Source organism: Tistrella mobilis (assembly GCF_041468085.1).
Classification (GTDB): domain Bacteria; phylum Pseudomonadota; class Alphaproteobacteria; order Tistrellales; family Tistrellaceae; genus Tistrella; species Tistrella mobilis_A.
In genome coordinates, this window is sequence record NZ_CP121017.1 from 2,295,264 (window position 1) to 2,316,058 (window position 20,795).

Annotated in this window: 19 protein-coding genes and 1 tRNA gene; 10 read left to right on the forward strand and 10 right to left on the reverse strand. The window is 68.0% G+C overall.

The genetic code is table 11. The annotated features are described in order from the left end of the window. Positions 1-3 precede the first annotated feature (3 nt). The 3 genes from P7L68_RS16170 to P7L68_RS16180 are packed head-to-tail and all read left to right on the forward strand — an operon-like array spanning position 4 to position 3,156. The gene (locus tag P7L68_RS16170; RefSeq protein WP_372006653.1) at positions 4-747 is read left to right on the forward strand and encodes a hypothetical protein; all 744 of its coding nucleotides are present in this window, start codon (positions 4-6) and stop codon (positions 745-747) included. After that, a complete protein-coding gene (locus P7L68_RS16175; protein WP_372006654.1) occupies positions 734-2,281 on the forward strand; it encodes a F0F1 ATP synthase subunit alpha in 1,548 nt (515 codons plus the stop codon). The genes P7L68_RS16170 and P7L68_RS16175 overlap by 14 nt, the downstream gene beginning before the upstream one ends. Next, positions 2,278-3,156, forward strand: a complete 879-nt coding sequence (locus tag P7L68_RS16180) for a F0F1 ATP synthase subunit gamma (protein WP_372006655.1) — start codon at positions 2,278-2,280, stop codon at positions 3,154-3,156. The genes P7L68_RS16175 and P7L68_RS16180 overlap by 4 nt, the downstream gene beginning before the upstream one ends. 51 nt (positions 3,157-3,207) lie before the next feature. On the opposite strand, the gene P7L68_RS16185 is transcribed toward P7L68_RS16180, so the two are convergent. Both P7L68_RS16185 and P7L68_RS16190 read right to left on the reverse strand, forming a co-directional pair. Then, entirely contained in the window at positions 3,208-3,495 is a 288-nt protein-coding gene (locus tag P7L68_RS16185) for a hypothetical protein (RefSeq protein WP_372006656.1), read from the reverse strand. Positions 3,496-3,609: 114 nt separating this feature from the next. Further along, positions 3,610-4,833 carry an MFS transporter gene (locus P7L68_RS16190; protein ID WP_372006657.1) on the reverse strand — a complete coding sequence of 408 codons (1,224 nt, stop codon included), beginning with the start codon at positions 4,831-4,833 and terminating at the stop codon, positions 3,610-3,612. A gap of 314 nt (positions 4,834-5,147) precedes the next feature. Here P7L68_RS16190 and P7L68_RS16195 point away from each other — a divergent pair, with 314 nt between their 5' ends. From P7L68_RS16195 to P7L68_RS16205, 3 genes are all read left to right on the forward strand, one after another. Beyond that, positions 5,148-5,540, forward strand: coding sequence for a TfoX/Sxy family protein (locus tag P7L68_RS16195; RefSeq protein ID WP_372006658.1), 393 nt, complete (start codon positions 5,148-5,150; stop codon positions 5,538-5,540). Positions 5,541-5,643: 103 nt separating this feature from the next. Next, entirely contained in the window at positions 5,644-7,590 is a 1,947-nt protein-coding gene (locus P7L68_RS16200; protein WP_372006659.1) for a phosphate transport regulator, read from the forward strand. A gap of 11 nt (positions 7,591-7,601) precedes the next feature. Further along, positions 7,602-9,200 carry a PEP/pyruvate-binding domain-containing protein gene (locus P7L68_RS16205; protein ID WP_372006660.1) on the forward strand — a complete coding sequence of 533 codons (1,599 nt, stop codon included), beginning with the start codon at positions 7,602-7,604 and terminating at the stop codon, positions 9,198-9,200. On the opposite strand, the gene P7L68_RS16210 is transcribed toward P7L68_RS16205, so the two are convergent. The 5 genes from P7L68_RS16210 to P7L68_RS16230 all read right to left on the reverse strand — a co-directional run bounded on the left by P7L68_RS16210 (position 9,186) and on the right by P7L68_RS16230 (position 13,710). Continuing rightward, a complete protein-coding gene (locus P7L68_RS16210; protein ID WP_372006661.1) occupies positions 9,186-9,953 on the reverse strand; it encodes an ABC transporter permease in 768 nt (255 codons plus the stop codon). The two genes, P7L68_RS16205 and P7L68_RS16210, sit on opposite strands and share 15 nt — an antisense overlap. Further along, positions 9,950-10,879: an ABC transporter ATP-binding protein gene (locus P7L68_RS16215; RefSeq protein WP_372006857.1), complete on the reverse strand. Its 930-nt coding sequence runs from the start codon at positions 10,877-10,879 to the stop codon at positions 9,950-9,952. Before P7L68_RS16215 ends, P7L68_RS16210 begins: the two co-directional genes overlap by 4 nt. Before the next feature lie 2 nt (positions 10,880-10,881). Then, complete coding sequence (locus tag P7L68_RS16220; RefSeq protein WP_372006662.1) at positions 10,882-12,111, reverse strand: ABC transporter permease; 1,230 nt, start codon at positions 12,109-12,111, stop codon at positions 10,882-10,884. Beyond that, positions 12,108-13,064 carry an ABC transporter substrate-binding protein gene (locus tag P7L68_RS16225; protein WP_372006663.1) on the reverse strand — a complete coding sequence of 319 codons (957 nt, stop codon included), beginning with the start codon at positions 13,062-13,064 and terminating at the stop codon, positions 12,108-12,110. The genes P7L68_RS16220 and P7L68_RS16225 overlap by 4 nt, the downstream gene beginning before the upstream one ends. Positions 13,065-13,353: 289 nt before the next feature. Continuing rightward, positions 13,354-13,710 carry a DUF1304 domain-containing protein gene (locus P7L68_RS16230; protein ID WP_372006664.1) on the reverse strand — a complete coding sequence of 119 codons (357 nt, stop codon included), beginning with the start codon at positions 13,708-13,710 and terminating at the stop codon, positions 13,354-13,356. Between the two features lie 229 nt (positions 13,711-13,939). On the opposite strand from P7L68_RS16230, the gene P7L68_RS16235 reads away from it, so the two are divergent. Then, positions 13,940-15,361, forward strand: coding sequence for a diguanylate cyclase (locus P7L68_RS16235; protein ID WP_372006665.1), 1,422 nt, complete (start codon positions 13,940-13,942; stop codon positions 15,359-15,361). Between the two features lie 4 nt (positions 15,362-15,365). Here P7L68_RS16235 and P7L68_RS16240 read toward each other — a convergent pair whose 3' ends face one another. Further along, entirely contained in the window at positions 15,366-16,346 is a 981-nt protein-coding gene (locus P7L68_RS16240) for an alpha/beta hydrolase (protein ID WP_372006666.1), read from the reverse strand. 330 nt (positions 16,347-16,676) lie between these two features. Here P7L68_RS16240 and P7L68_RS16245 point away from each other — a divergent pair, with 330 nt between their 5' ends. Next, positions 16,677-16,970: a HigA family addiction module antitoxin gene (locus P7L68_RS16245; RefSeq protein ID WP_372006667.1), complete on the forward strand. Its 294-nt coding sequence runs from the start codon at positions 16,677-16,679 to the stop codon at positions 16,968-16,970. 22 nt (positions 16,971-16,992) lie between these two features. Here the strand turns inward: P7L68_RS16245 and P7L68_RS16250 are convergent, their stop codons facing one another. Both P7L68_RS16250 and P7L68_RS16255 read right to left on the reverse strand, forming a co-directional pair. Continuing rightward, positions 16,993-17,313 carry a DUF4145 domain-containing protein gene (locus P7L68_RS16250; RefSeq protein ID WP_372006858.1) on the reverse strand — a complete coding sequence of 107 codons (321 nt, stop codon included), beginning with the start codon at positions 17,311-17,313 and terminating at the stop codon, positions 16,993-16,995. A 187-nt stretch (positions 17,314-17,500) separates the two neighbouring features. Beyond that, positions 17,501-17,590: transfer RNA gene (locus P7L68_RS16255), tRNA-Ser, on the reverse strand. A 922-nt stretch (positions 17,591-18,512) separates the two neighbouring features. On the opposite strand from P7L68_RS16255, the gene P7L68_RS16260 reads away from it, so the two are divergent. After that, entirely contained in the window at positions 18,513-19,664 is a 1,152-nt protein-coding gene (locus tag P7L68_RS16260; RefSeq protein WP_372006668.1) for a lytic transglycosylase domain-containing protein, read from the forward strand. Positions 19,665-19,791: 127 nt separating this feature from the next. Beyond that, positions 19,792-20,769 (forward strand): septal ring lytic transglycosylase RlpA family protein, encoded by a 978-nt coding sequence (locus tag P7L68_RS16265; RefSeq protein ID WP_372006669.1) that lies wholly within the window; start codon positions 19,792-19,794, stop codon positions 20,767-20,769. Positions 20,770-20,795: the final 26 nt, after the last annotated feature.

The window sequence follows — 20,795 nt, forward strand, 5'->3', positions numbered from 1 at the left end:
GCGATGCATATCGACTGGTGGACGCTCGGCATCCAGGCGGTCAACGTCCTGGTCCTGATCTGGCTGCTCAGCCGCTTCCTGTTCAAGCCGGTCGCCGCAATGATCGACCGGCGCCAGCAGGCGGCCAGGGCAATCCTCGACGAGGCCGATGCCGCGCGGCAGGCGGCCCTTGCCGAACGGGCGACCGCAGCCTCTGAGCACGCGGCACTGAAGGCCGGTCATGCCGCTGCCGAGGCGGCGGCGGTCGCGGCGGCCGATCGGGCGGCGGCGGCCGTGCTGGACGCCGCTCGGGCCGAAGCCGCGCGGATCACGGCGCGGGCAGCCGAGGCGGCGGATCGCGCGGCTGCGGCGCGCACCGCCGAGGTCGAGGCGGCGGCCAGGACGCTGGCGGCGCGTATCGCCACCCGCCTGCTGGACCGCCTGCCGGTCGGGGCGCGTCTCGATGGTTTCATCGATGGTTTCGCCGACGCCCTGGATGGTCTGCCGGATGCGGTGAAACGGCGCTTCACCGACGAGGGGGAGACGCTGGTCCTGCTTGCAGCGGCAGAGGTGGATGCCGCCACCCAGGCAGATCTTGAGGCGGCCATCGGCCGTGTGCTTGGGGCAATCCCGCCACTTGAGATCAGAGTGGAGCCTGCGCTGATCGCAGGTTTCGAGGCCGCAGCCGATCACGCCGTGGTCACCAACAGTTTCCGCGCCGATCTGGCGCAGATTGCCCGGGAGTTCGCGCGCAATGACCGCCAGTGACCCGATCCGGGAGGCCGGCACCTGGCTGGCTGATGGCGAGGCCCGGCTCGACCGCGCCAGGATCGGCGCAGCTGCCGAATCCGTCGGTCGGGTGGAGCGCATGGGCGATGGCATCGCCCTGGTCTCCGGCCTGCCCGATATCCGGTTGATGGAACTGCTCGATATGGGCGAGGGGCGGCGCGCTTTTGCGTTGACCCTCGATACCGGCCGGATCGGCGCGGTGATGATGGATGATGGTGCCGGCATCGCCGCCGGAAGTCCGGTGCGCGGCACCGGGCAGGTGGTGACGGTGCCGGTGGGCCCGGGCCTGCTCGGCCGGGTGGTCGACCCGCTTGGTCGCCCCCTCGACGGCGGCGGGCCGGTGAAGGCGACGGAAACCCTGCCGGTCGAGCGTCCGGCACCGGCGATCATGGATCGCGATCTGGTGACCGAACCGGTCGAAACCGGGCTTCTGGTGGTGGATGCGCTCTTCGCACTCGGCCGTGGCCAGCGGGAGTTGATCGTGGGGGACCGTGCCACCGGCAAGACGGCGGTGGCCGTCGATACGATCATCAATCAGGCCCGTAGCGACATGATCTGTGTCTATGTCGCAGTGGGCCAGCGCGCCTCGGCCGTGCGGCGGGTGATCGATGCGGTGAAGCGCTTCGGTGCGCCGGAACGCACGGTCTTCGTGGTTGCCGGGGCAGGGGCTCCGGCAGGGTTGCAATGGATGGCACCCTTCGCCGGCATGACCATTGCCGAGGCGGTGCGTGATGCCGGTGGCCACGCGCTGATCGTGATCGACGACCTCACCCGTCATGCCGCGACCCATCGCGAGCTTGCACTGCTGACCCACGAGCCCCCCGGCCGTGAAGCCTATCCGGGCGACGTTTTCTATCTGCATTCGCGCCTGCTGGAACGGGCGGCGAAGCTGTCGCCGGAACTGGGGGGTGGTTCGTTGACCGCACTGCCGATTGCCGAGACCGATGCCGGCAATCTTTCGGCCTATATCCCGACCAACCTGATCTCGATCACCGACGGCCAGATCGTGCTCGATCGGGGCCTGTTTGCGGCGGATCAGCGCCCGGCGGTCGATGTCGGCCTCTCGGTCAGCCGGGTGGGCGGCAAGACCCAGACCGCAGCGCTCCGCGGAGCGGTCGGCCGGCTGCGTCTGGACTATGCCCAGTTTCTGGAGCTGGAGATGTTCACCCGCTTCGGGCGCATGACCGACACCCGGGTGCGCGACCGCATCCGTCGCGGCGAGGCGATCCGGGCCTGGCTGCGCCAGCCGCGCTATGCGGCACTTCGCCCGATCGACGAGATCGGGGTGCTGATCGGCCTGTCTGAAGGGGTGTTCGACGGCCTGTCGAAGGATCAGGTGGAAGCCATCCGACCCAGGCTGGCTGCGCATCTCGACGGCCATGCGCCCGGCGCTGCGCGGATCATTGCGGCGGGTGGCAAGCTCGACGATACGGCGCGGGCAGAGCTGGTCGCGGCCCTGAAGGATCTGGTGGGCCATGCAGTGGCACCCGCCGCCACGGGAACGAACGGATGAGTGGCAGGCTCCATGACGTCGAGGCGCGGATCGGCACGGTCCGCCAGCTGGAGGCGATCGTCACCGCCATGCGCGGTATCGCATCGGTTCGGGCGCGCGAGGCGCGGGAGCGGATCCAGGCGGTACGGGCGCATGCCGGCATCGTCGGGCGTGCAATCGGCGATGCTCTGGCGATGCAGTCCGGCCATGATGTCGGCACCGTCCTGCGGCGTGTGGTGCCGATGCGCACCGCCCTTCTGGTCGTCACCCCCGACCAGGGTTTTGTGGGGGGGCTGCCCGACCGATTGCTCGACCGTGCGATGGAGGTTGCCGGGTCAGGTCCGGTCGATCTGATGATCGTGGGTGATCGCGGCCTGATGCTGGCGGGGGTGCGTGGGCTCGATATCGCCTGGTCCGTGCCGATGTCCGCCCATGTGGACGACGTACCGGCCCTGGCCGATCATGTGGCCGGTGCCCTCTATGACCGTCTTGAGGCCGGACGGGTGCGGCAGCTGGCGGTTGTGCACGGCGCCCCCTCGGCCGGGGGAGAGGGCAATACCGTGGAGATCATCCACCGCCAGCTGGTGCCATTCGATTTCTCGCGTTTCCCGGTGACTGGCCGCCGATCGGCACCGCTGACCACTCTGCCGGCCGCCGATCTGCTTCACGGGCTGGCTGCGGAATACGTCTTTGCAGAACTCTGCGAGGTGCTGCTGCTCGCCTACGCGGCCGAGAACACCGCCCGCATGACTGCCATGATTGCGGCGAAGACGGGTATCGAGCGTCGGCGCGAGGATCTGACCAATCTCGCACGCCGGATCCATCAGGACGAGATCACCGACGAGATCATCGAACTGGCGACCGGCGGGATGGCGGTGGGGCGAAACGGCGCCTGAGCGCCGGCTCGCACAGGTTGCCTGCGCCCGGACCATCTTCTGCCGGGCCGCCTATGATCGTGAGGGGCTGTTCGCCGGCGTCGTTTCGACCTGACCCATCCAGGCGGTCACCCGCTCTTCCAGCCGGTCTACCTCGCGGTCGAATGCGCCGAGATCACGGACCCCGTCTTCCAGCCGGGTCTTCAGCCCGCGATAGGCGTCGCGCAGATCCTGCTGCTCCCGCGACAAGGTGCCGCCGTCATTGCCGTCGTCGCGAAGCTTGCCGGTCTGCATCTCAAGCATGGCGCCGACATCCTGAAGCTTCTTGGCGATCTGATCCTGGCTGCTGCTGGTATCCATGGTGACGGATCCTCCGTTTATTGCCCTGGACCCGTGATATCAGACAGCCTGGCGCCCGATGCCAGAAGGCGGCAGCAGATGTCGCGCGGAAGACGCAGGACCGCCACGTTCCGCTCACTGCCCCCGCCGCATGCCCATCGCCATCACGCCGGCCGCCGCGAAATTGCCCGCCATGGCCACCAGGATCGGCAGCAGATAGCTGCCTGACGCGTCGTAGATGTAGCCGGCAGCCGTGGGGCCGACCAGTGTGCCCACCGCCACGCAGGTGTAGAGAATGCCGATGATGCCGCTGACATTGCGACTGCCGAAGGCGTCCATCACGACCGAGGGCAGTACGGCCACCCAGCCGCCGTAGAACACGCCGTAGAGGAAGGCGAAAAGGCCGAGCGCCCACAGGCCGGAGAATCCGGCCCAGATGATCAGCGATGCACCCATGCCGACATACATGCAGACCAGCGTCGTCCGCCGCCCCAGCCGGTCGGCGATCCCGCCCAGCATGAAGCGGCCGGCCGTGCTGCCGATGCCGATCACGCCCAGCAGCAGCGCCGCGGTCGCCGGTGCCGTGCCGCGATCCATCGCATAGGGCACCAGATGGACGAAGGGCACAAAGACGCCGAAGGCCGAAATGGTGCCCGACAGATAGAGCTGGAAAAAGGCCGGCGAGCGCAAGGCTTGCGGAACCGACATGCCCGGCGCGGGGCCGCTTCCCTGAACCGTGACGGCAACCCCGCCATCCGGTGCCAGGCCGCGATGACGGGGATCGGCCTCAAGAAGCAGGGCCATGCCGGCACCGAAAACAATTGCCGCCACACCCATCACCATCCAGGCGGTGCGCCAGCCCAGGGCCTCGATCGCCAGCGACGCGGCCGGTGGAACCACCAGCGTGCCGACGCCGATGCCCGCCACGGCAAGACCGGAGGCGAAGGCACGCCGGCGGGTAAACCAGCGCTGGACGCAGGCGATCGCCGGAACATAGGAGCATCCGACCCCGAGACCGACCCCCAGCCCATAGGCGATATAGACCTGGGTCATGCTGGTCGCCTGCGCCGCCAGGACCATTCCCAGCCCCACGAAAACCATGCCGGCGAGGGTGATCGGCCGGGCGCCCCAGCGGTCGGCAATCGGACCGGTGATGAGGCCAAGGGCGAAGTACAGGAAGCCTGCCAGGGAGAAGATCAGAGAGACCTCGCCGCGGGAGGCACCGAACGTGCCCTGAAGCGGGTCGACGAATGCGCTGAAACTGTAAGCGGCTCCGAAGCCGATGAACATCACGGCGAAGGCTGCGGCCACCACGAACCAACCGTGAAAGACCGGGGATGTGGGCGATGTCGTGGTCATTGGATATCCGGACGCCTCAGTCTTGTTTTTTTGGGGAAGAGGGCAGGGGGCCGTCCGACCCGAAGGTCTTCTGCATACCCTGCGGTAGATTCCTGCCGAAGTCATCTTCTTCCGTCAGCGGCCACATGCTGCAACAATTATCGATCTTTGAAAAATAAGGAAGACGAATATGGAAAACTGTACCGGATCAATGGGGCAAAATGAGAACATAGTGATCCGATTTCATCAGCCCCATGCCATCAGAGAAAGGGGGTTCGGCCATACGGCGACGCCATGGCAGCTGGCTGTAATCGATCGTGAAGGAGACATTTGCCATGAACAGCAGCACCGAAGCCCGTGAACAGGCGCTGGAGGTGGCGGAACGGCTGTCGCCCATGGGGCCGGTCGTCGTGAAACGTATGTTCAGCGGGGCAGGGCTGTCCATCGATGGGGTAAATTTCGCCTTTGTCATCGGCGGTACCCTCTATTTCAGGGTGGGTGACCAGAGTCGCGCCGAATATGAAGCCATGGGCCTGGAGCCGTTCCGCTATGAAAGACCGGGGCGAATCGTCACTGTCGGGTCCTATTACGAGGCGCCGGACGAGGTCTTCGACGATGATGACGCGCTTCGCGACCGTGCAAGGACGGCATGGCAGGCTGCCCTGACGGCCGCACGCAAGAGGCCGGGAGGCAGGCCCCGCGCGTCCCGGCGCCGGAAGACGGCGTGAAGGGCAGATGACTGCGACGACCGGCCGCGCCCGGCTGCCATGAAGTTGCCACATCGCCGGGCTAGCATCCTGCACATGCCCATTCGTGCAGGAGCTGAACGGCATGGAGAAGACCGGGGTCGTCGACGCGCTCGGCCAGGTGCAGCTGTTGCTGCCGGCCTGGATCACCACCGCTCTTGCGGCAAATGACCGGCTGAAGCTGTATCTGAGCATCCTGCAGGCCGCCCGACACCGGGCGACCGGGCCTGGCGCCACCCCTGTGGACCTGACGCGCGAAGCGGCTGCCGCCGGCATCGACGGCGCCTGGGCGAGTGAGGCGGTCGCGACCGCCACCCCCGACGCCGACGGCGTGCATCTGCCGGATCTGCCCCGGCTGCGGCAGTTGCTGGTCCAGGACCTGAAGCTGATGGCCCGACCGCTGATCGACGGCGGGCATGACACAGCAGGGGCCTATGCCGGGCGGGTCACAAGCTGGGCAGCCCGGCTGGACGGGATGGAGGGGAACCGGCTGGAAGACGACATGCTGACCGCGCTGACCGCCGGTCGCGACACCGCCCCCGACGGCTTCCATCCGCTGGTGATGGACCTGCACAAAAGCCTGAACCGTCTGGCGACGGAGCTGGCAGACGAGCAGATCGATGGTGCCCATGTCTGGGCCATTGCCGATGCCGACCGGCCGAGGATCGCAGCCTTCATGCGCGGCATCAACCGTACCCGGCCGCTCAAATTCGATCACCCGGGACTGGAGACCGCCGCCACCCGCGACGGCGCGCGCCTGTTGATCCAGAACGATATCGGCACCAATGACGCCCATGTCCTGGTGGTCCAGGTTCAGGACCTGCGGATCACGCTGACCTATTCCGATCTCCACCGGCAGCGTTTCGCCTTCTTCCAGGGCATGCTGAGTGCAATCGGCGCCCTGTGGTCGGACAGCGAAAGCCGCCGGACCCGCGGGCTCAATGCCGGAGAGGCCTATCACGTCGGCACCGCAGTTTTCGACTGTGCCGACGAGGCGGCGCTGCTTGGCGCACTGGAAGGGCTGGCCGCGCGGATCGTGTTCCTGATCGACTGGAACCGGGCACGCAAGCGGCTGGCCCCCTTCGTCTCGAAGCTCGACGCGATCGCCGTCCTCACCGAGGCGGCGACGCGCGAGGCGGGGCACATGGCCTGGCTGGTTGCGGGCGGGCCCGATCTGGTCCATGGCGCAATGCAGGCTGTCGGACCCGAGTATTTCCGCATCGGCGACCGCCTCGACGACATCATGGGACGCACGGCCGCGATGGCCTTTCTGGTTGAGCTGATGGTTCGGGCGAAGGATGCGCTGCTGCGCAACCAGCCGGCCGGCGTGGTGGCGGATGACGCCAGGGTGATGCTGCTGGCTCACCTTCGCCACCAGGTCAGCGAATTCGAGGCGCTGGCCGACCATGCCGGCTTCTGCCACGCCCTTGCCGAAGGTGTCCGGGACGGGCTGATCCATGGCCTGGAGCACGACGCGGCCGCCGCGACCGCTTTTGCCGATCGTGCCAAGACCTGGGAACGACAGGCCGACGAACTGGTCATGCGCCTGCGCGAACAGGCAGGCCGCCAGCCCCATCGCCTGCCGATGCTGCGGCTCATAGAGCGGGCCGACGATGTCGCCGACGCCCTGGAAGAGGGGGCCTTCCTGCTGTCGGTCATCGCCGAAGGGCATGACCGGGGCTGGACGCCGGAGGTCCGCGACGTGCTGCGGCGGCTGGCAGAGACAACATTGACCGCCGCCCAGGATCACGTCCGTGCCCTGGCCATCGCACGCAGCCTGGGCCCTGACGGCACGGCTGACGATCATGAGGAACTGGTGGCGGTTCTGTGGCGGATCGTCGGTGCCGAACGCGCCGCCGATCAGCTGTTGCGCGACGTCCGCCGCGTCCTTGCCCGCCACCTGACCGACGCGGCGACACTCAACCTCGCCACCGATTTCGCCGCTGCCCTGGAACTCGCGACCGATGCCCTGCTGATCACCGGCTACGGGCTGCGCGATCTGGCCTTCAGCCGTATGGGAGCCGGAGCATGAAGAACCGGAGCATGAGGCACGAGAGCATGGCCGGGCTTTCCACTTCCATCCCCGTCATTCAGCCGGGGGCCGCCCTTGCCGAAGATGCGAGCGCAGCCAGCCTGGGCAACAAAGCCTTCAATCTGGCCCGGATGGCGGCGCTGGGCCTGCCGGTTCCCCCTGGCTTCGTGATCGGCACGGCCTGGTGTGCCCGTGCGGATGAAGTCGGGCCAGCCCTGTGGCGACCGGCGCTCACCCGGCTGGAAGAGGCGACGGGCCGCAGGCTGGGCGATCCGCGCCGGCCGCTACTGCTTTCCGTGCGCTCCGGTGCGCCGGTATCGATGCCGGGCATGATGGAAACCCTGCTCAACATCGGACTGTCGGACGCGACCGTCGACGGCATGCTCAGGCTGACCGGGCATCCGCGGCTCGTCTGGGACGCCTATCGTCGGCTGGTTGCGGGCTTTGGGGAAGTGGTGGCGGGTATCGATCCCTCCGTCTTCGATGCCGATCTGGATGCGATCCGCGGTAGCGTGCCCGAGCGGGCGCTTGATTTCGACGCCCTGCGCCGGCTGACCCGCCGGCACCTCGACACTTATGCCCGGGCTGCCGGCACGGCCTTCCCACAGGATCCCGCCGATCAGCTTCAGGCGGCGATCCAGGCCGTGTTCCGATCGTGGCAGGCGCCCAAGGCACAGTCGTGGCGGGCGCTGCATGCGATCGCCGACAGCATGGGCACGGCGGTGACCGTGCAACAGATGGTGTTCGGCAATGCCGGCGGATTGTCGGGTGCCGGCGTCGGCTTCACCCGAGACCCCACCACCGGCATGCGGGGTCTCTGGGTCGATTTCCTGTTCAATGCGCAGGGCGAGGATGTCGTTGCCGGGCGCCGCTCGGCCGAGGGCCACGAGGCGCTGTCTGCTGCGGCACCGCATCTCTGGGCGGAACTCGTGGCCGCGGCTGCCCGGCTGGAACAGGCCTTCGGCGACATGCAGGACATCGAGTTCACCATCGAGGATGGCCGCCTGTTCCTGCTCCAGACCCGGGACGGCAAGCGTACGCCGCTTGCCGCGGCGCGCATCGCGCTCGACCTTCTGGACGAGGGGCTGATCGATACCCGCACCGCCCGCGACCGACTGCGGTCTCTCGATCGGGCGAGCCTCGCCGAGCGGGTGATCGCCACGGCCGACGGAGTGGCGGCGGAACCAATCGCCCGTGCCGCCAGCGCGTCGGCCGGTGTGGCGAGCGGACCGATCGCGCTCGACGAAACCCAGGTCGAGGCCGCCCGCGCCCGCGGCGACATCCCGATCCTGGTGCGCCGCGACGCCGAGACCAGAGACGTGGCAGCGCTCGATCGTGCTGCCGGGCTGCTCACCATGCGCGGCGCCCGAACCTCGCATGCGGCCGTGGTGGCACGGCAGTTGGGCAAGGTCTGTCTGGTCGGCTGTGGTGAGTTGATGATCGACGAGGCGTCGGGACGGGTCGTGATCGGCGGCCGGGTCTTCGGCACCGGCAGCCTGATCACGCTGGATGGCAATACCGGCGCAGTTCATGCCGGGGCTGTAGAGGTGGTGACCCGCGAGCCCGAAGATCTCCTGGCCCGCATCGCCACGACCCTAGCCGCGGACTGAACTCAGGCGGGCGAGGCGTTCGAAGCCGAGGTCTGTGGTGATGGCGAGCAGTCCGACCAGGATTGCCCCCTGGACCACATAGGCCGGGTTGGAGCCCGACAGCCCCTCGATGATCGGTGAGCCCAGACTGACGGCGCCGACGGTCGAGCCGATCGTGGCCGTACCGATGTTAATGATCACCGCCGTCCGGATCCCCGCCAGCATCACCGGGAAGGCAAGCGGCAGCTCGATGCGGAGCAGGCGGCCGGTCGGGCCGAAACCGGCACCGTCGGCAGCTTCCTTCAATGCCGGCGGCAGGGCGCGGAGGCCGGCTGCCGTGGTCTCGACCACCGGCAGCACACCGTAACAGGCAAGCGCAATCAGCGTCGGCAGCGGACCATAGCCCACCGCCGGCACGGCCAGGGCAAGCACGGCAACCGGCGGAAAGGTCTGCCCCACCGCCGTCGCCATGTCGACCAGGCGGGCGAAATCACGGCCGGCGGGCCGGGTGACGAAAATGCCGACGGCGATGCCGACCAGGCAGATGATCACACTCGAGGCCGCCACCAGCCCGACATGCGAGAGCATCAGTGTCAGGAAATCGGTCCGGGTGTAGATCGGCCGGGGCAGGTCGGGATAGAGCGCCCGGAACAGGGGTTCGGCCGCCGGCATGGCGAGCGTCGCGATCACCAGCGCCGCAGCGGCCCAGAGCAGCGGGTCGCGCCAGAGCGGGCGGCCCGGGCGACCGAGGGGCGGGGTGCCGGCAAGGCTCATCCTGCCACCAGCCCGCCCAGGGTCACCACCCCGAGCTTCCGACCGGACGCATCGGCCACCGCCAGCCGCTCCGCCCTGGCAGCCACCATGGCGCCCAGCGCCAGATCCAGTGGCATCTCCGGATGCAGGACCGGCCCGTCGGGGACATCGGCGCCGGCCTCGATCCGCTCGGCGACGGTTCGGGTGCGGAGCATGCGGAGGCCGGCGAGCGGGCCGCCGACGAATTCCCGCACGAAATCATCCGCCGGCCGGGCAAGCAGGGCGGCCGGGCGATCGATCTGCACCAGCCGGCCATCGCGCAGGATGGCGATGCGATGGGCGAGGCGAATGGCCTCGTCGACATCATGGGTGACAATCACGATCGTCTTGCCCGTGGCGGCCTGGATGCGTTGCAGCTCGGTCTGGATCTCGTCCCGGGTGACGGGGTCGAGCGCACCGAAGGGCTCGTCCATCAGCAGAACCTCGGGATCGGCGGCCAGCGCGCGGGCAACACCCACACGCTGCTGCTGGCCGCCTGAGAGTTCATGCGGATGACGGCCACCGAACTCCGCCGGGTCCAGCCCGACCAGATCGAGGAGCTCATCGACCCGCGCCCGAATCCGATCCCTCGGCCAGCCGAGCAGTACCGGCACGGTTGCGACGTTGCGCGCCACCGTCCAGTGCGGAAACAACCCGATCGACTGGATGACATAGCCGATGCGGCGGCGCAGCGCGACGGGCTCCAGCCCGGCGATATCGGTGCGACCGAGCGTGATCCGGCCGGCATCGGGCTCGATCAGCCGGTTGACCAGGCGCAGCGTGGTGGACTTGCCCGAACCCGAGGGCCCGACCAGCGCGCAGATCTCCCCCTCGGGTACGGTGAAGGAGAGATCTTCAACCGCGGCCCGGCTGCCGTGGAATTTGCTCACCCTTTCGAAGACGATCATGCTCATGATGTGCGGGCTCCGGTCAGGCGGGTGGCGAGCCAGGCCGAGGCAGCGCGCAGCACCACATCGGCAGCGAGGGCGAGGGCGATGGCCGTAAGCGCGCCCAACAGAACCAGATCGGTCGCGGTCTGGCCCAGCCCCTGAAAGACGAAGGCGCCAAGCCCGCCGGCGCCGATCAGCGCCGCGACCACCGCAAGGCCGATCGTCTGAACCAGCACGATTCTGAGCCCCGCAAGCAGCACCGGCAGGGCCAGCGGCAGCGAGACCTGAACCAGGATCTGACGGTCGGAGAGCCCCATGCCGCGGGCCGCCTCGATCGCCGCTTCCGGCACCGAGGCGAAGCCGGCCACCACGCCACGCGCGGTCGGCAGCAGGGCGTAGAGGGCGAGGGCGATCACCGCCGGTGCAATCCCGATTCCCGATACGCCCGCGGCCTTGAGCGCAGGGAAGGTCGTGGCGAGGCTGGTCAGCGGCCCGATCAGCAAGGCGAACAGCGCGATCGAGGGCACGGTCTGGAGCAGGTTGAGCACGCCGAAGATCAGCGGTGCCGCCCCTTGCCGGGCCCGCGCCCAGAGGCCGAGGGCAGCGCCCAGCGGCAGCGCGATCGCCAGCGCCAGTGCCACCAGGTGCAGATGACGCAGGATCTCGATACCGAACCGGTCGCGGCGGGCCATGTATTCGCGCATCAGCGACAGATCGTCGAGCCGGCCCGAGGCAATCACCGCCCAGATCAGACCGAGCAGGACCACCACGCCGAGCGGCCCTATCACCGGCCCGGGCTTGAACCGGGCCACCGCATCGATCAGCACCAGAAGGGCGGCTGCGGCCAGAATCCAGAAGCCGGCACCGAAAGAGGTACGGGCGGCGGTGCCGCGTTCAGCCAGGCCGGTGGCGATGTCGCCTGCGGCAAAGAGCAGACCGAAGAACAGCAGGCCCGCAAGTGCGGCGGCGATGAGATCGGCGCCGCGCCCGGGGCGGATCAACGCGGCGGCCCCCAGCCCTGCCAGGATCAGCACCAGGATCGTGAATTCGGCCCCGGGCAGGGCGTCGACGGCGGCCACGGCACGGCCGGAGAGGATACGGTTGGGGGCGACGGTCACGAAGCCCGCGAAAGCGGTCGCCGCCGCCATCGCCATCACCAGAACCGCAAGCAGCCGGTTGCCGCGCGGAGAGGGGCGCCCCGCGGGCGCCGCCTCGTCGTCGACGGCATCCAGGCCGTCGAGCGTGCTCACTTCAGCAGCCCTGCCTTCTTCAGATGGGCTTCGGCGACGGCCCGCGGATCCTGCCCCTCGATCTGGACGCTGGCGTTCAGCGCCTGCAGGGTTTCGAGGTCGAGGGTCTGGAAGGCCGGCTCCAGCAGGCCCTCGATATCGGGATGCGCCTTCAGCACCGCACCGCGGATCACCGGGGCAGGCTCGTAGACCGCCTGGACGCCCTTGGTGTCTTCCATGACCTTCAGCCCGACCGCGGCAATGGCGCCGTCGGTGCCGTAGACCATGGCCGAATTGACACCCGACGTGCCTTCGGCCGCCGCCTTGATGGTGGCGGCGGTGTCACCGCCCGAGAGCACCAGCAGCTGATCGGCCGAGAGCCTGAACCCATAGGCCTCCTGGAAGGCGGGCAGGGCAGCCGGGCTTTCGACGAACTCGGCCGAGCCTGCGAGCTTCACGTCACCGCCGCCGGCAACCCATTTGCCGAAATCATCCAGCGTGGCGAGCTTCTGCGCCTCGGCCACATCGCCGCGCACCGCGATCGCCCAGGTGTTGTTGGCCGGCGCCGGCTTCAGCCAGACCAGATCATTGGCCCCGGCATCCAGCTCTTTCGCCTTGGCATAGGCGGTATCGGCCTTCTTCCAGGCCGGATCGGCATCGATGTTGAAGAAGAAGCCGGCATTGCCGGTATATTCCGGATAGATGTCGATCTCGCCCGCCAGCAGCGCCTCGCGCACGATCTTAGTGGGGCCGAGAGAGATACGGTCGTCGACCGTATAGCCGGCATTCTCCAGCACCAGGCGGATCACATTGCCGAGCACCGCACCTTCGGTGTCGATCTTGGAGCCGACGGTGATGGCGTCGGCGGCACGGGCCGGGCCCGTCACGACGGCCGCGGTGCCGAAGGCGAGCGTGGCGGCGAGGGTGAGAAGGCCCGCACGGCGGAACAAGGTGCGGCGATCGATGGTCGGCATGGAGCGGCGTCCCCCATTGGTTCCTGACAAGACGGGGGCGGGCCTCTGCCACGCCACCCCGGAACGTCTGCGACGTCTGTCTCTTTTCCGATGCCGGTGTCCCGTCGATGGGGGCACCAGCGCGACGCGAACAACGGCAGCGGCGCCGTTCTCGTTCCGTCCATCCTAGCAGCCGTTTCCGCGCTTGCCGAACCCGAAGGGCTGAAATTCGCGCTGGACAGGCGGCCAACTGACAGAATGCCGTCAGGAGGCTGCACACCGGATCCGGCTTTTCACCGCCGCCTGCCCCTCAGATCCCCGCAAGCAGCGCGGCCAAGGCGACAGCCGCGGGCAAGGCCTGAATGAACAGGATCTTACGGCTCGCCGTTGCCGCGCCGTAGAGCCCGGCCACCACGACGCAGGCCAGAAAGAAAACAAGGAAGGCGAAACCCTCATCGCCACCGCGCACCAGGCCATAGATCAGACCGGCGGCCAGAAAGCCGTTGTAGAGGCCCTGGTTTGCAGCCAGAACCCGCGTCTGCGATGCGAAGTCGGCGGTGGTGCCGAACGCTTTCCGGCCGCGCGGCGTGTCCCAAAGAAACATCTCAAGGACAAGGATATAGGCGTGGATTGCCGCGACCAGCGCGGCAAGGATCTGGGCAATCATGCGGGACCTCCACGGGATGGGTACCGCATGGGACATTCCATCCGGCTGTCTCAGTTAAACCCCAGGGTGACCATCGGGTCAATCCGCTGGAGGTCCTGCAAATCAAAGGCTCATGCAGCGTCTTGCGCCGGTATGCGATGCGGCTATGCTCACCTGACAAGACAGGATCGGGGGCGGCACCCAGGTGACGACAGGACGGATCGGGAGACGGCTCCGACGCGGCAGTGTCGTGGCATGCCTTGCCCTCGGAATATTCTGCACCGCACCGGATGCTGCCACGACCGCCGGGGCAGATGGGGCTTCGGTTGCACTCAGCGAAGCCGAACGCGCCTGGCTGGCGGCCAGCGGCCCGGTGACCATGTGCGTCGATCCGGATTGGGAACCGTTCGAGCGTATCGACGAGACCGGCCGGCATGTCGGCATCGCCGCCGACCTTCTCCGCCTCGTGGCGACGCGGCTCGGCATCGACATCGTACTGTATCCGACGGCCGACTGGGATGAGAGCCTCGCCGCCTCGAAAGCCGGGCACTGCCGTATCCTCAGCTTCCTGAACCGGTCGCCCGAGCGTGAACGCTGGCTGGTGTTCACGGCACCGATCTTCCGCGACCAGAACATTGTGATCACACGCGAGGAGCACCCCTATATCGGCGATCTTCACGGGGTGAGCGGTGAGACGGTGGCCCTGCCGCGCGGCACGATGGTCGAGGAACGGCTGCGGCGGCTCTATCCCAATCTTCACATCATCACTACCGGCAGCGAGCCCGAGGCCGTGGAGATGGTCTCGGAACGGCTGGCCGACATGACCATCCGGTCGCTGATCGTGGCCGCCTATGCGATCCGCAAGGAGGGGTTGTTCAACCTGAAGATTGCCGGCCAGGTTCCTGAATTAACGAATGAATTGCGGGTTGGCGTTCTGGCCGGAGAGCCGATGCTGCGCGACATCCTGGACAAGGGTATCGCAACCATCACGGCGCAGGAGCGCGAGGCGATCTCCAACCGCCATGTCGCGGTACAGATCCAGCGCGGCATCGACTACCGTCTCGTCTGGCAGGTCGGTGCGGCGGCCGCCATTCTGCTGCTGCTGGCGCTTTACTGGAACCGCAAGCTTGCACGGATGAACCGCGAACTGGTGCGCCTGTCGACCACCGACCCGCTGACCGGGCTGTTCAACCGGATCAAGGTGGATGATTTCCTTGAGGACGAGCTGTCCCGCGCCCGGCGGACCGGAAGACCCTTCGGGGTGATCATGCTCGATCTCGATCATTTCAAAGCGATCAACGATCAGCGCGGGCATCAGCTGGGCGATGCCGTGCTGGTCGAGGTGGCAGCCCTTCTGCGCGCGGGTCAGGGGGAGGGTGGCGTCGCCGGACGCTGGGGCGGGGAAGAATTCATCCTGGTCTGCCCGGGGGCGGATCTGGCCGAAACGGCCATGCGGGCGGAAGCGCTGCGTGCGACCATTGCCGCCCACGACTTCAGTGTCGGGACCTGTACCGGCAGTTTCGGGGTTGCCGCCTGCCTGCCGGGGGATCGGGTGGAAGATATCGTGCGCCGTGCGGACGGGGCGCTTTACGAGGCGAAACATGCCGGCCGCAACCGGGTCTGCGGTGCAGCCGGCGCGGCCGGTCGGGCACGCGACCGGGCGGTCGGCTGAACGATCAAGCCGCCACCGACCGCAGCCAGCCGGCGATCCCGGCCATCGCCGTATCACATTGCGAGAAGCGCGCCACCGACCCCGGATGGACCGGGAAGTTGTGATGCATGTCTGGCGCATGCAGATGCGTGACGGCAACGCCTGCCGTTTCCAGCCGGCGGGCAAGGGCGATGCCTTCATCCCGCAGCGGATCATAGTCGGCGGTCGCCACCAGCACCGGCGGCATGTCCGGCAGCACCCCCGCCCGCAGGGGCGACAGATCCGGATCCGCCGGATCACCATCCGGCGCATACTGGCGCCAGAACCAGTGCATCGCCTCGGCCGTCAGCCGATAGCCCGTGGCGTTCTCGACATAAGAGGCATGGCCGCCCGAGGGGTGATCGGTCGCCGGGTAAAGCAGCATCACCCCGGCGGGCCGCACCGCCGCCCGACCATCCGCGCCACCCGCCGCCAGCAGAACCCGGCGGGCCGTCACCATGGCGAGCTGCGCCCCGGCACTGTCCCCGCCGAGCAAAACCCGCCGCGGATCGCCACCGAAACCCGCCGCCTCGGCCACCGCCCAATGCCAGGCGGCAAGGGCATCATCCCGGGCGGCGGGGTAGGGGTGCTCGGGCGCCAGCCGGTACTCGACCGAGAGAATGATCACCCCGGCCGCATCGGCCAGAAGCCGGCAGAAGGGATCATGGGTCTCCACCGACCCGAACACCCAACCGCCGCCATGGGTATAGACCAGAACCGCCGGCGCCGGCGTCATCCGCTCGGGCAGATAAAGCCGCCCGGTCAGCCCCGCCCCGATCACCACATCACGCACCCGCACTGCATTCGGCAGACCGGGGATCGCCTCGCGCGCCGAGAGCGCCCGCACCATCCCCTCCCGCACCTCCCGCACCCGCGCGGCATCATCGGCAGGCAGGGGGCCGGAGACGGCGTCGAGCGCGTCGAGGTATTGGCGGAGGGCGGGGTCGATCGGGTGGCGGGGGGGCATGGGGGGATCTCCTTGGGGCGTGCGCTGGCATGCGGATGGCGGCCGATATCGTCGGGGATTGTTGGGAATGAGTCCACTTTTTGCGGGCGCGGGAACGTCTTGCACCAGGAACGGCGAAGACGTTTTAATATCGTCCGGCCCGCCGGAAACTGCTGATGCTCGATGCAGCCCACGGTATCGATGATCTGTGCAGCCTCCCGGCCGCGCACTCGATCCGGATCAGTTATCCATGGCGACGGAGCTTCATCTGGACAGGAGCCGGCCTCCGAGGCGTTGACTGAGTCCCACCTTGGTTGAGTCCCGCATGGAGGGCAGGGAGGCCCGACGGTGATGCCGACAAAATACGAGCCCGTTCACCCCGGTGAGATCCTGAGCACCGAATTCCTCGACCCCCTCGGTGTCTCCGCAACGGAATTCGCACGCGCCATCCACGTGCCCCCTAATCGCGTGACCCGTCTGATCAACGGACAGGCCGCGGTGACTCCTGACACCGCGCTGCGACTGGCCCGCGCCCTGCGCACGACGCCGGAATTCTGGCTGAATTTGCAGATGCGGTTTGATCTGGATATGGCCGCAGATGCGGGTGGAGTGATGGATGATATTCAGCCGATTGTTGCTATGTAAATAAATGCGCTATTCGAACGGATCACACCTTGCCATCCCGCTTTTCAATGGCCTGGATCGCGCTCTCTGGTAGTGAGGCGTATAATTCAGCGATGTGCTTGGGTTCGGATACGGTCTTATCCACGATCAGGTTCAGAAGCGTGAAGAGTGTCTCGGCAGTTTTCCGATCGTCACGCAGGTCGATCTGGCCGGGGTGTACCGCGCTGTTTCCCACGACACGCACTATGTCGAGGGCCTGTTGCACCCTCGGGTCGAGCCCGCCCCTCACAAGCGCACCAATATCCTCGTTAATATTCTTTCCGGGCTGATCCAACTCCTTGCAGAGCTTCTGAATCGGCTGAATGCGGGCATGCCGAGAGACGGCGGGACATTGTTCGTCGGCTGTTTCCTGATACGAAAAATACCGCTACGAACGTAGTCGTCGCGATCCATATACTAATCAATGCTCATGATTTTTTGCAGGGGGCCGCTTCAATCGATGCGACCTCGCTATGACCTGATAGACGTAGAACCGATTGATCGGCGGCAAATGGCGGATGGGGTGGGATTCGAACCCACGGTGGGAATGACCCCACGCCGGTTTTCAAGACCGGTGCCTTAAACCGCTCGGCCACCCATCCGGTGCGACATGGGTAGCAGAAGGTGAGGGGGGCGGCAAGACGTGCGAGCGCCGGCCGCGGTGCGAAAGCGCCGGGGCAGGGGATGTGTTGCCGGAAAGGCCGGGTCGGTGACGGGGGGCCGGGTCGGTGACGGGGGTGCGCCGGCGGCGTCGGGGCGGGGTGGACGGGAAAGTCCCCCGTGGCCCGACGCCGCCGGGCCCGACAGTCGGACGGGGCGAGCCGCGCGCCTGCTCCTGAGGTACCCTGCCGCCTCTGCGGGGGTGTTGCGGCTCTCCTCCGGTGCGCGGTCCGTCGCGGTCCCGTCGGGATCATGGCACGCCGTGGGGTCTGCCAACCGCTGCCATGGTCCGTCTTACCGGCCTCTGGCGGGTCGGCGGCCGCACGGCGCGTCCCTCGGGCGGGTGCCGCCGTCGCCGCGGGCGGGGAGCAGCCGCACGCGCGTGTGCCGCTTGCAACTCCGACCGTTCATGCGGGCGGCCCGACGTCACATGGTGGAGGATCACTCCAGGCACATAACCGCACGCCCGCTTTAGCGTGCAGGACGACTGATCTGCCTCCGGCGGGGATGTCTCGGGTCCGAGAGCGGGGACCGTCACCCTGTCGTGAACGGCTGCCGACCTCGCCCGGCCTTTATGCGGCGGCCCCGTCTCTGGGGCGTCCCGGCCTCGGGGATTCATCCTGCTTCCTGAAGGTTAGGGATGGGATCGGTTTTCCCCGCCGGCAAGTCCGGCGGATGATTTTTCGCCCCATTTTTTTCACGGCATTTTAACCATACCGACCGACTGGCCCGAAGCGGGGCAGGGCCGTGCGAATTCGGGCCTGCGGGGCTCTGGCCGGGCTTGCCGCACGCGGAAGACGTGTGGCACAACCGGATGCGACAGACGCCCCAGACCATCCTCCCCAGAGCATTCCGGAGATCGGCATGATCCGCGACACCGGCCTTCCCACGACCGACCACCGCCCTGCGATCCGGCCCGAACGGCGGGTGGCGCGGCTGATGGCCGCGACCGGCCTGGCCATGGCGCTGGCCGCATGCGGCGGCGGACGCGGCACGGAAGAGGCGGTGGCCTCGGTCCAGCCGCAGGTGGTGGCACCGCAGCCGCCCGCACAGCCTGCCACGCCGGTCCCGGTCTCGCTGGCCCATGCGCGCACCGTCACCCCCGCCGACCCGGCCTTCGACACCTGGGTTCAGGGCGTGAAGAAGGAGGCGCGCGCCCAGGGCATCTCGGAAGGCATTCTGGATGCCGCCTTCCGTGACGTGACCCCGATCCCGCGCGTGGTCGAACTCGACCGCTCACAGCCGGAATCGACCATCACCTTCGAGCAGTACATGACCCGGGTGGTGCCGCAGCGGCGCATCGATCAGGGCCGGCGTCTGCGTGCCGAGTTCCAGGCCGATCTGGCCGATGTCGAGGCGCGGTTCGGCGTGCCGTCCGAGGTGGTGGTGGCACTCTGGGGCGTGGAGACCGATTACGGCCGCGTGACCGGCAATTATCCGGTGATCGCGGCGCTCGCGACGCTCGCCTATGAAGGCCGGCGGGCCAAATTCTTCCGCGGCGAGCTGCTGCATGCGCTCAAGATCCTGGACGAGGGCCACATCTCACCGGCCGAAATGCGTGGTTCCTGGGCCGGCGCGATGGGCCAGAGCCAGTTCATGCCGTCGAGCTTCGTGTCCTATGCCGTCGATGGCGATGGCGATGGCCGCAAGGACATCTGGAACACCCGCAAGGACGTCTTCGCCTCGGCCGCCAACTATCTGTCGCGGCGCGGCTGGAACCCGGATTTCGGCTGGGGCGGGCCGGTGGAGCTGCCCAAGGGCTTCGATCGCAGCCGCATCGGCCTCGACGGCGAGAGCCGGACGGCAGCCGCCTGGGCCGCTGCCGGCGTCACGGGCAAGGATGGGGCCGCCCTGCCGGTCACCGGCAATGTGCCGGCGAAGATCGTGCTGCCCGGCGGCCGCAACGGCCCGGCCTATCTTGCCACCGAGAATTACGAGGTGATCCTGCGCTGGAACCGCTCGCAGTACTTCGCGACCGCGGTGGGCACCCTTGCCGACCGGATTGCCGGCCGTTAACATCCGGTCCCGACAGCGTTCGAAACCGCGGCGCCGCGGCGGCTCCCCCAGCAGGAGCCGCCAGCACGGCGTCTGTTGCCGCACCGCCTATCCCCATCCCCGCACTTCTCCGGGAGACGACACGTCCATGGCCCCACCCGTCGACGGCCGCGCCGCCCGCGCTTCCCGCCGTACGCTGATGCTCACGGGCGTGGCCCTGGCCGCGCTGGCGCTTGCCGCCTGCGCCGGACGGCCGACCCAGCCGACCTCCTCCGCCCCGGCCGTGGGGCAGGGGACGACACCGTCCTCAAGCTCGGCCGCCCGGCCGAACCAGAAGATCGGCAAGCCCTATCAGGTGATGGGCCGCTGGTATTATCCGGCCGACGAGCCGGACTACCGGGAAGAAGGCGTCGCGTCCTGGTACGGGCCGACCTTCCACGGCAAGTACACGGCCAATGGCGAGGTCTACGACCAGAACGCCCTGACCGCCGCCCATACCACTCTGCCGCTGCCCTCGATCGTGCGGGTCACGAACCTTGAGAACGGCCGGGTCCTGATCGTGCGGGTGAATGATCGCGGCCCCTTCGTCGGCGACCGGGTGATCGATCTTTCCAAGCGGTCGGCCCAGCTGCTGGGGGTCATTCAGAAGGGTACGGCGCGGGTCCGGCTTGAGAACGTGACCGAGGAATACGGGCTCGACTACCTGCCCGAGGCAGATGGCGTGATGCTGGCCTCGCTCGGCGCCGAGGCGACCGCAACGCCGCCCGCCACCTCGCCCCGCGGCCCCGTGGTTGCGACCGCGAGCATCGTGGAAGAGCAGGTCGAGGCCGTGCCGGCCGGGCAGGTTTTCGCGACCCCGGTACCCCCGCCCACGGGTACCCGCACGGCCCCCGGATCGGATCGTACCTATGTCCAGGTCGGCGCCTTCCGCGAGCCTGAAAATGCGCGTGCGCTGGAAAACCGGCTGCTCGACTACGGCCATACGGTGATCGCACCGGCCGATGTCGACGGCCAGCGCTTCTATCGGGTCCGGATCGGCCCGTTCAAGGCCTCACGCGACGCGGAAAAGGTGGTGGCGCGGCTGAGCCGTGACGGCTACGGTCGCGGCTCGATCGTCACGGACTGACGGCGACGGGCCTTTGCCGCCCGCCT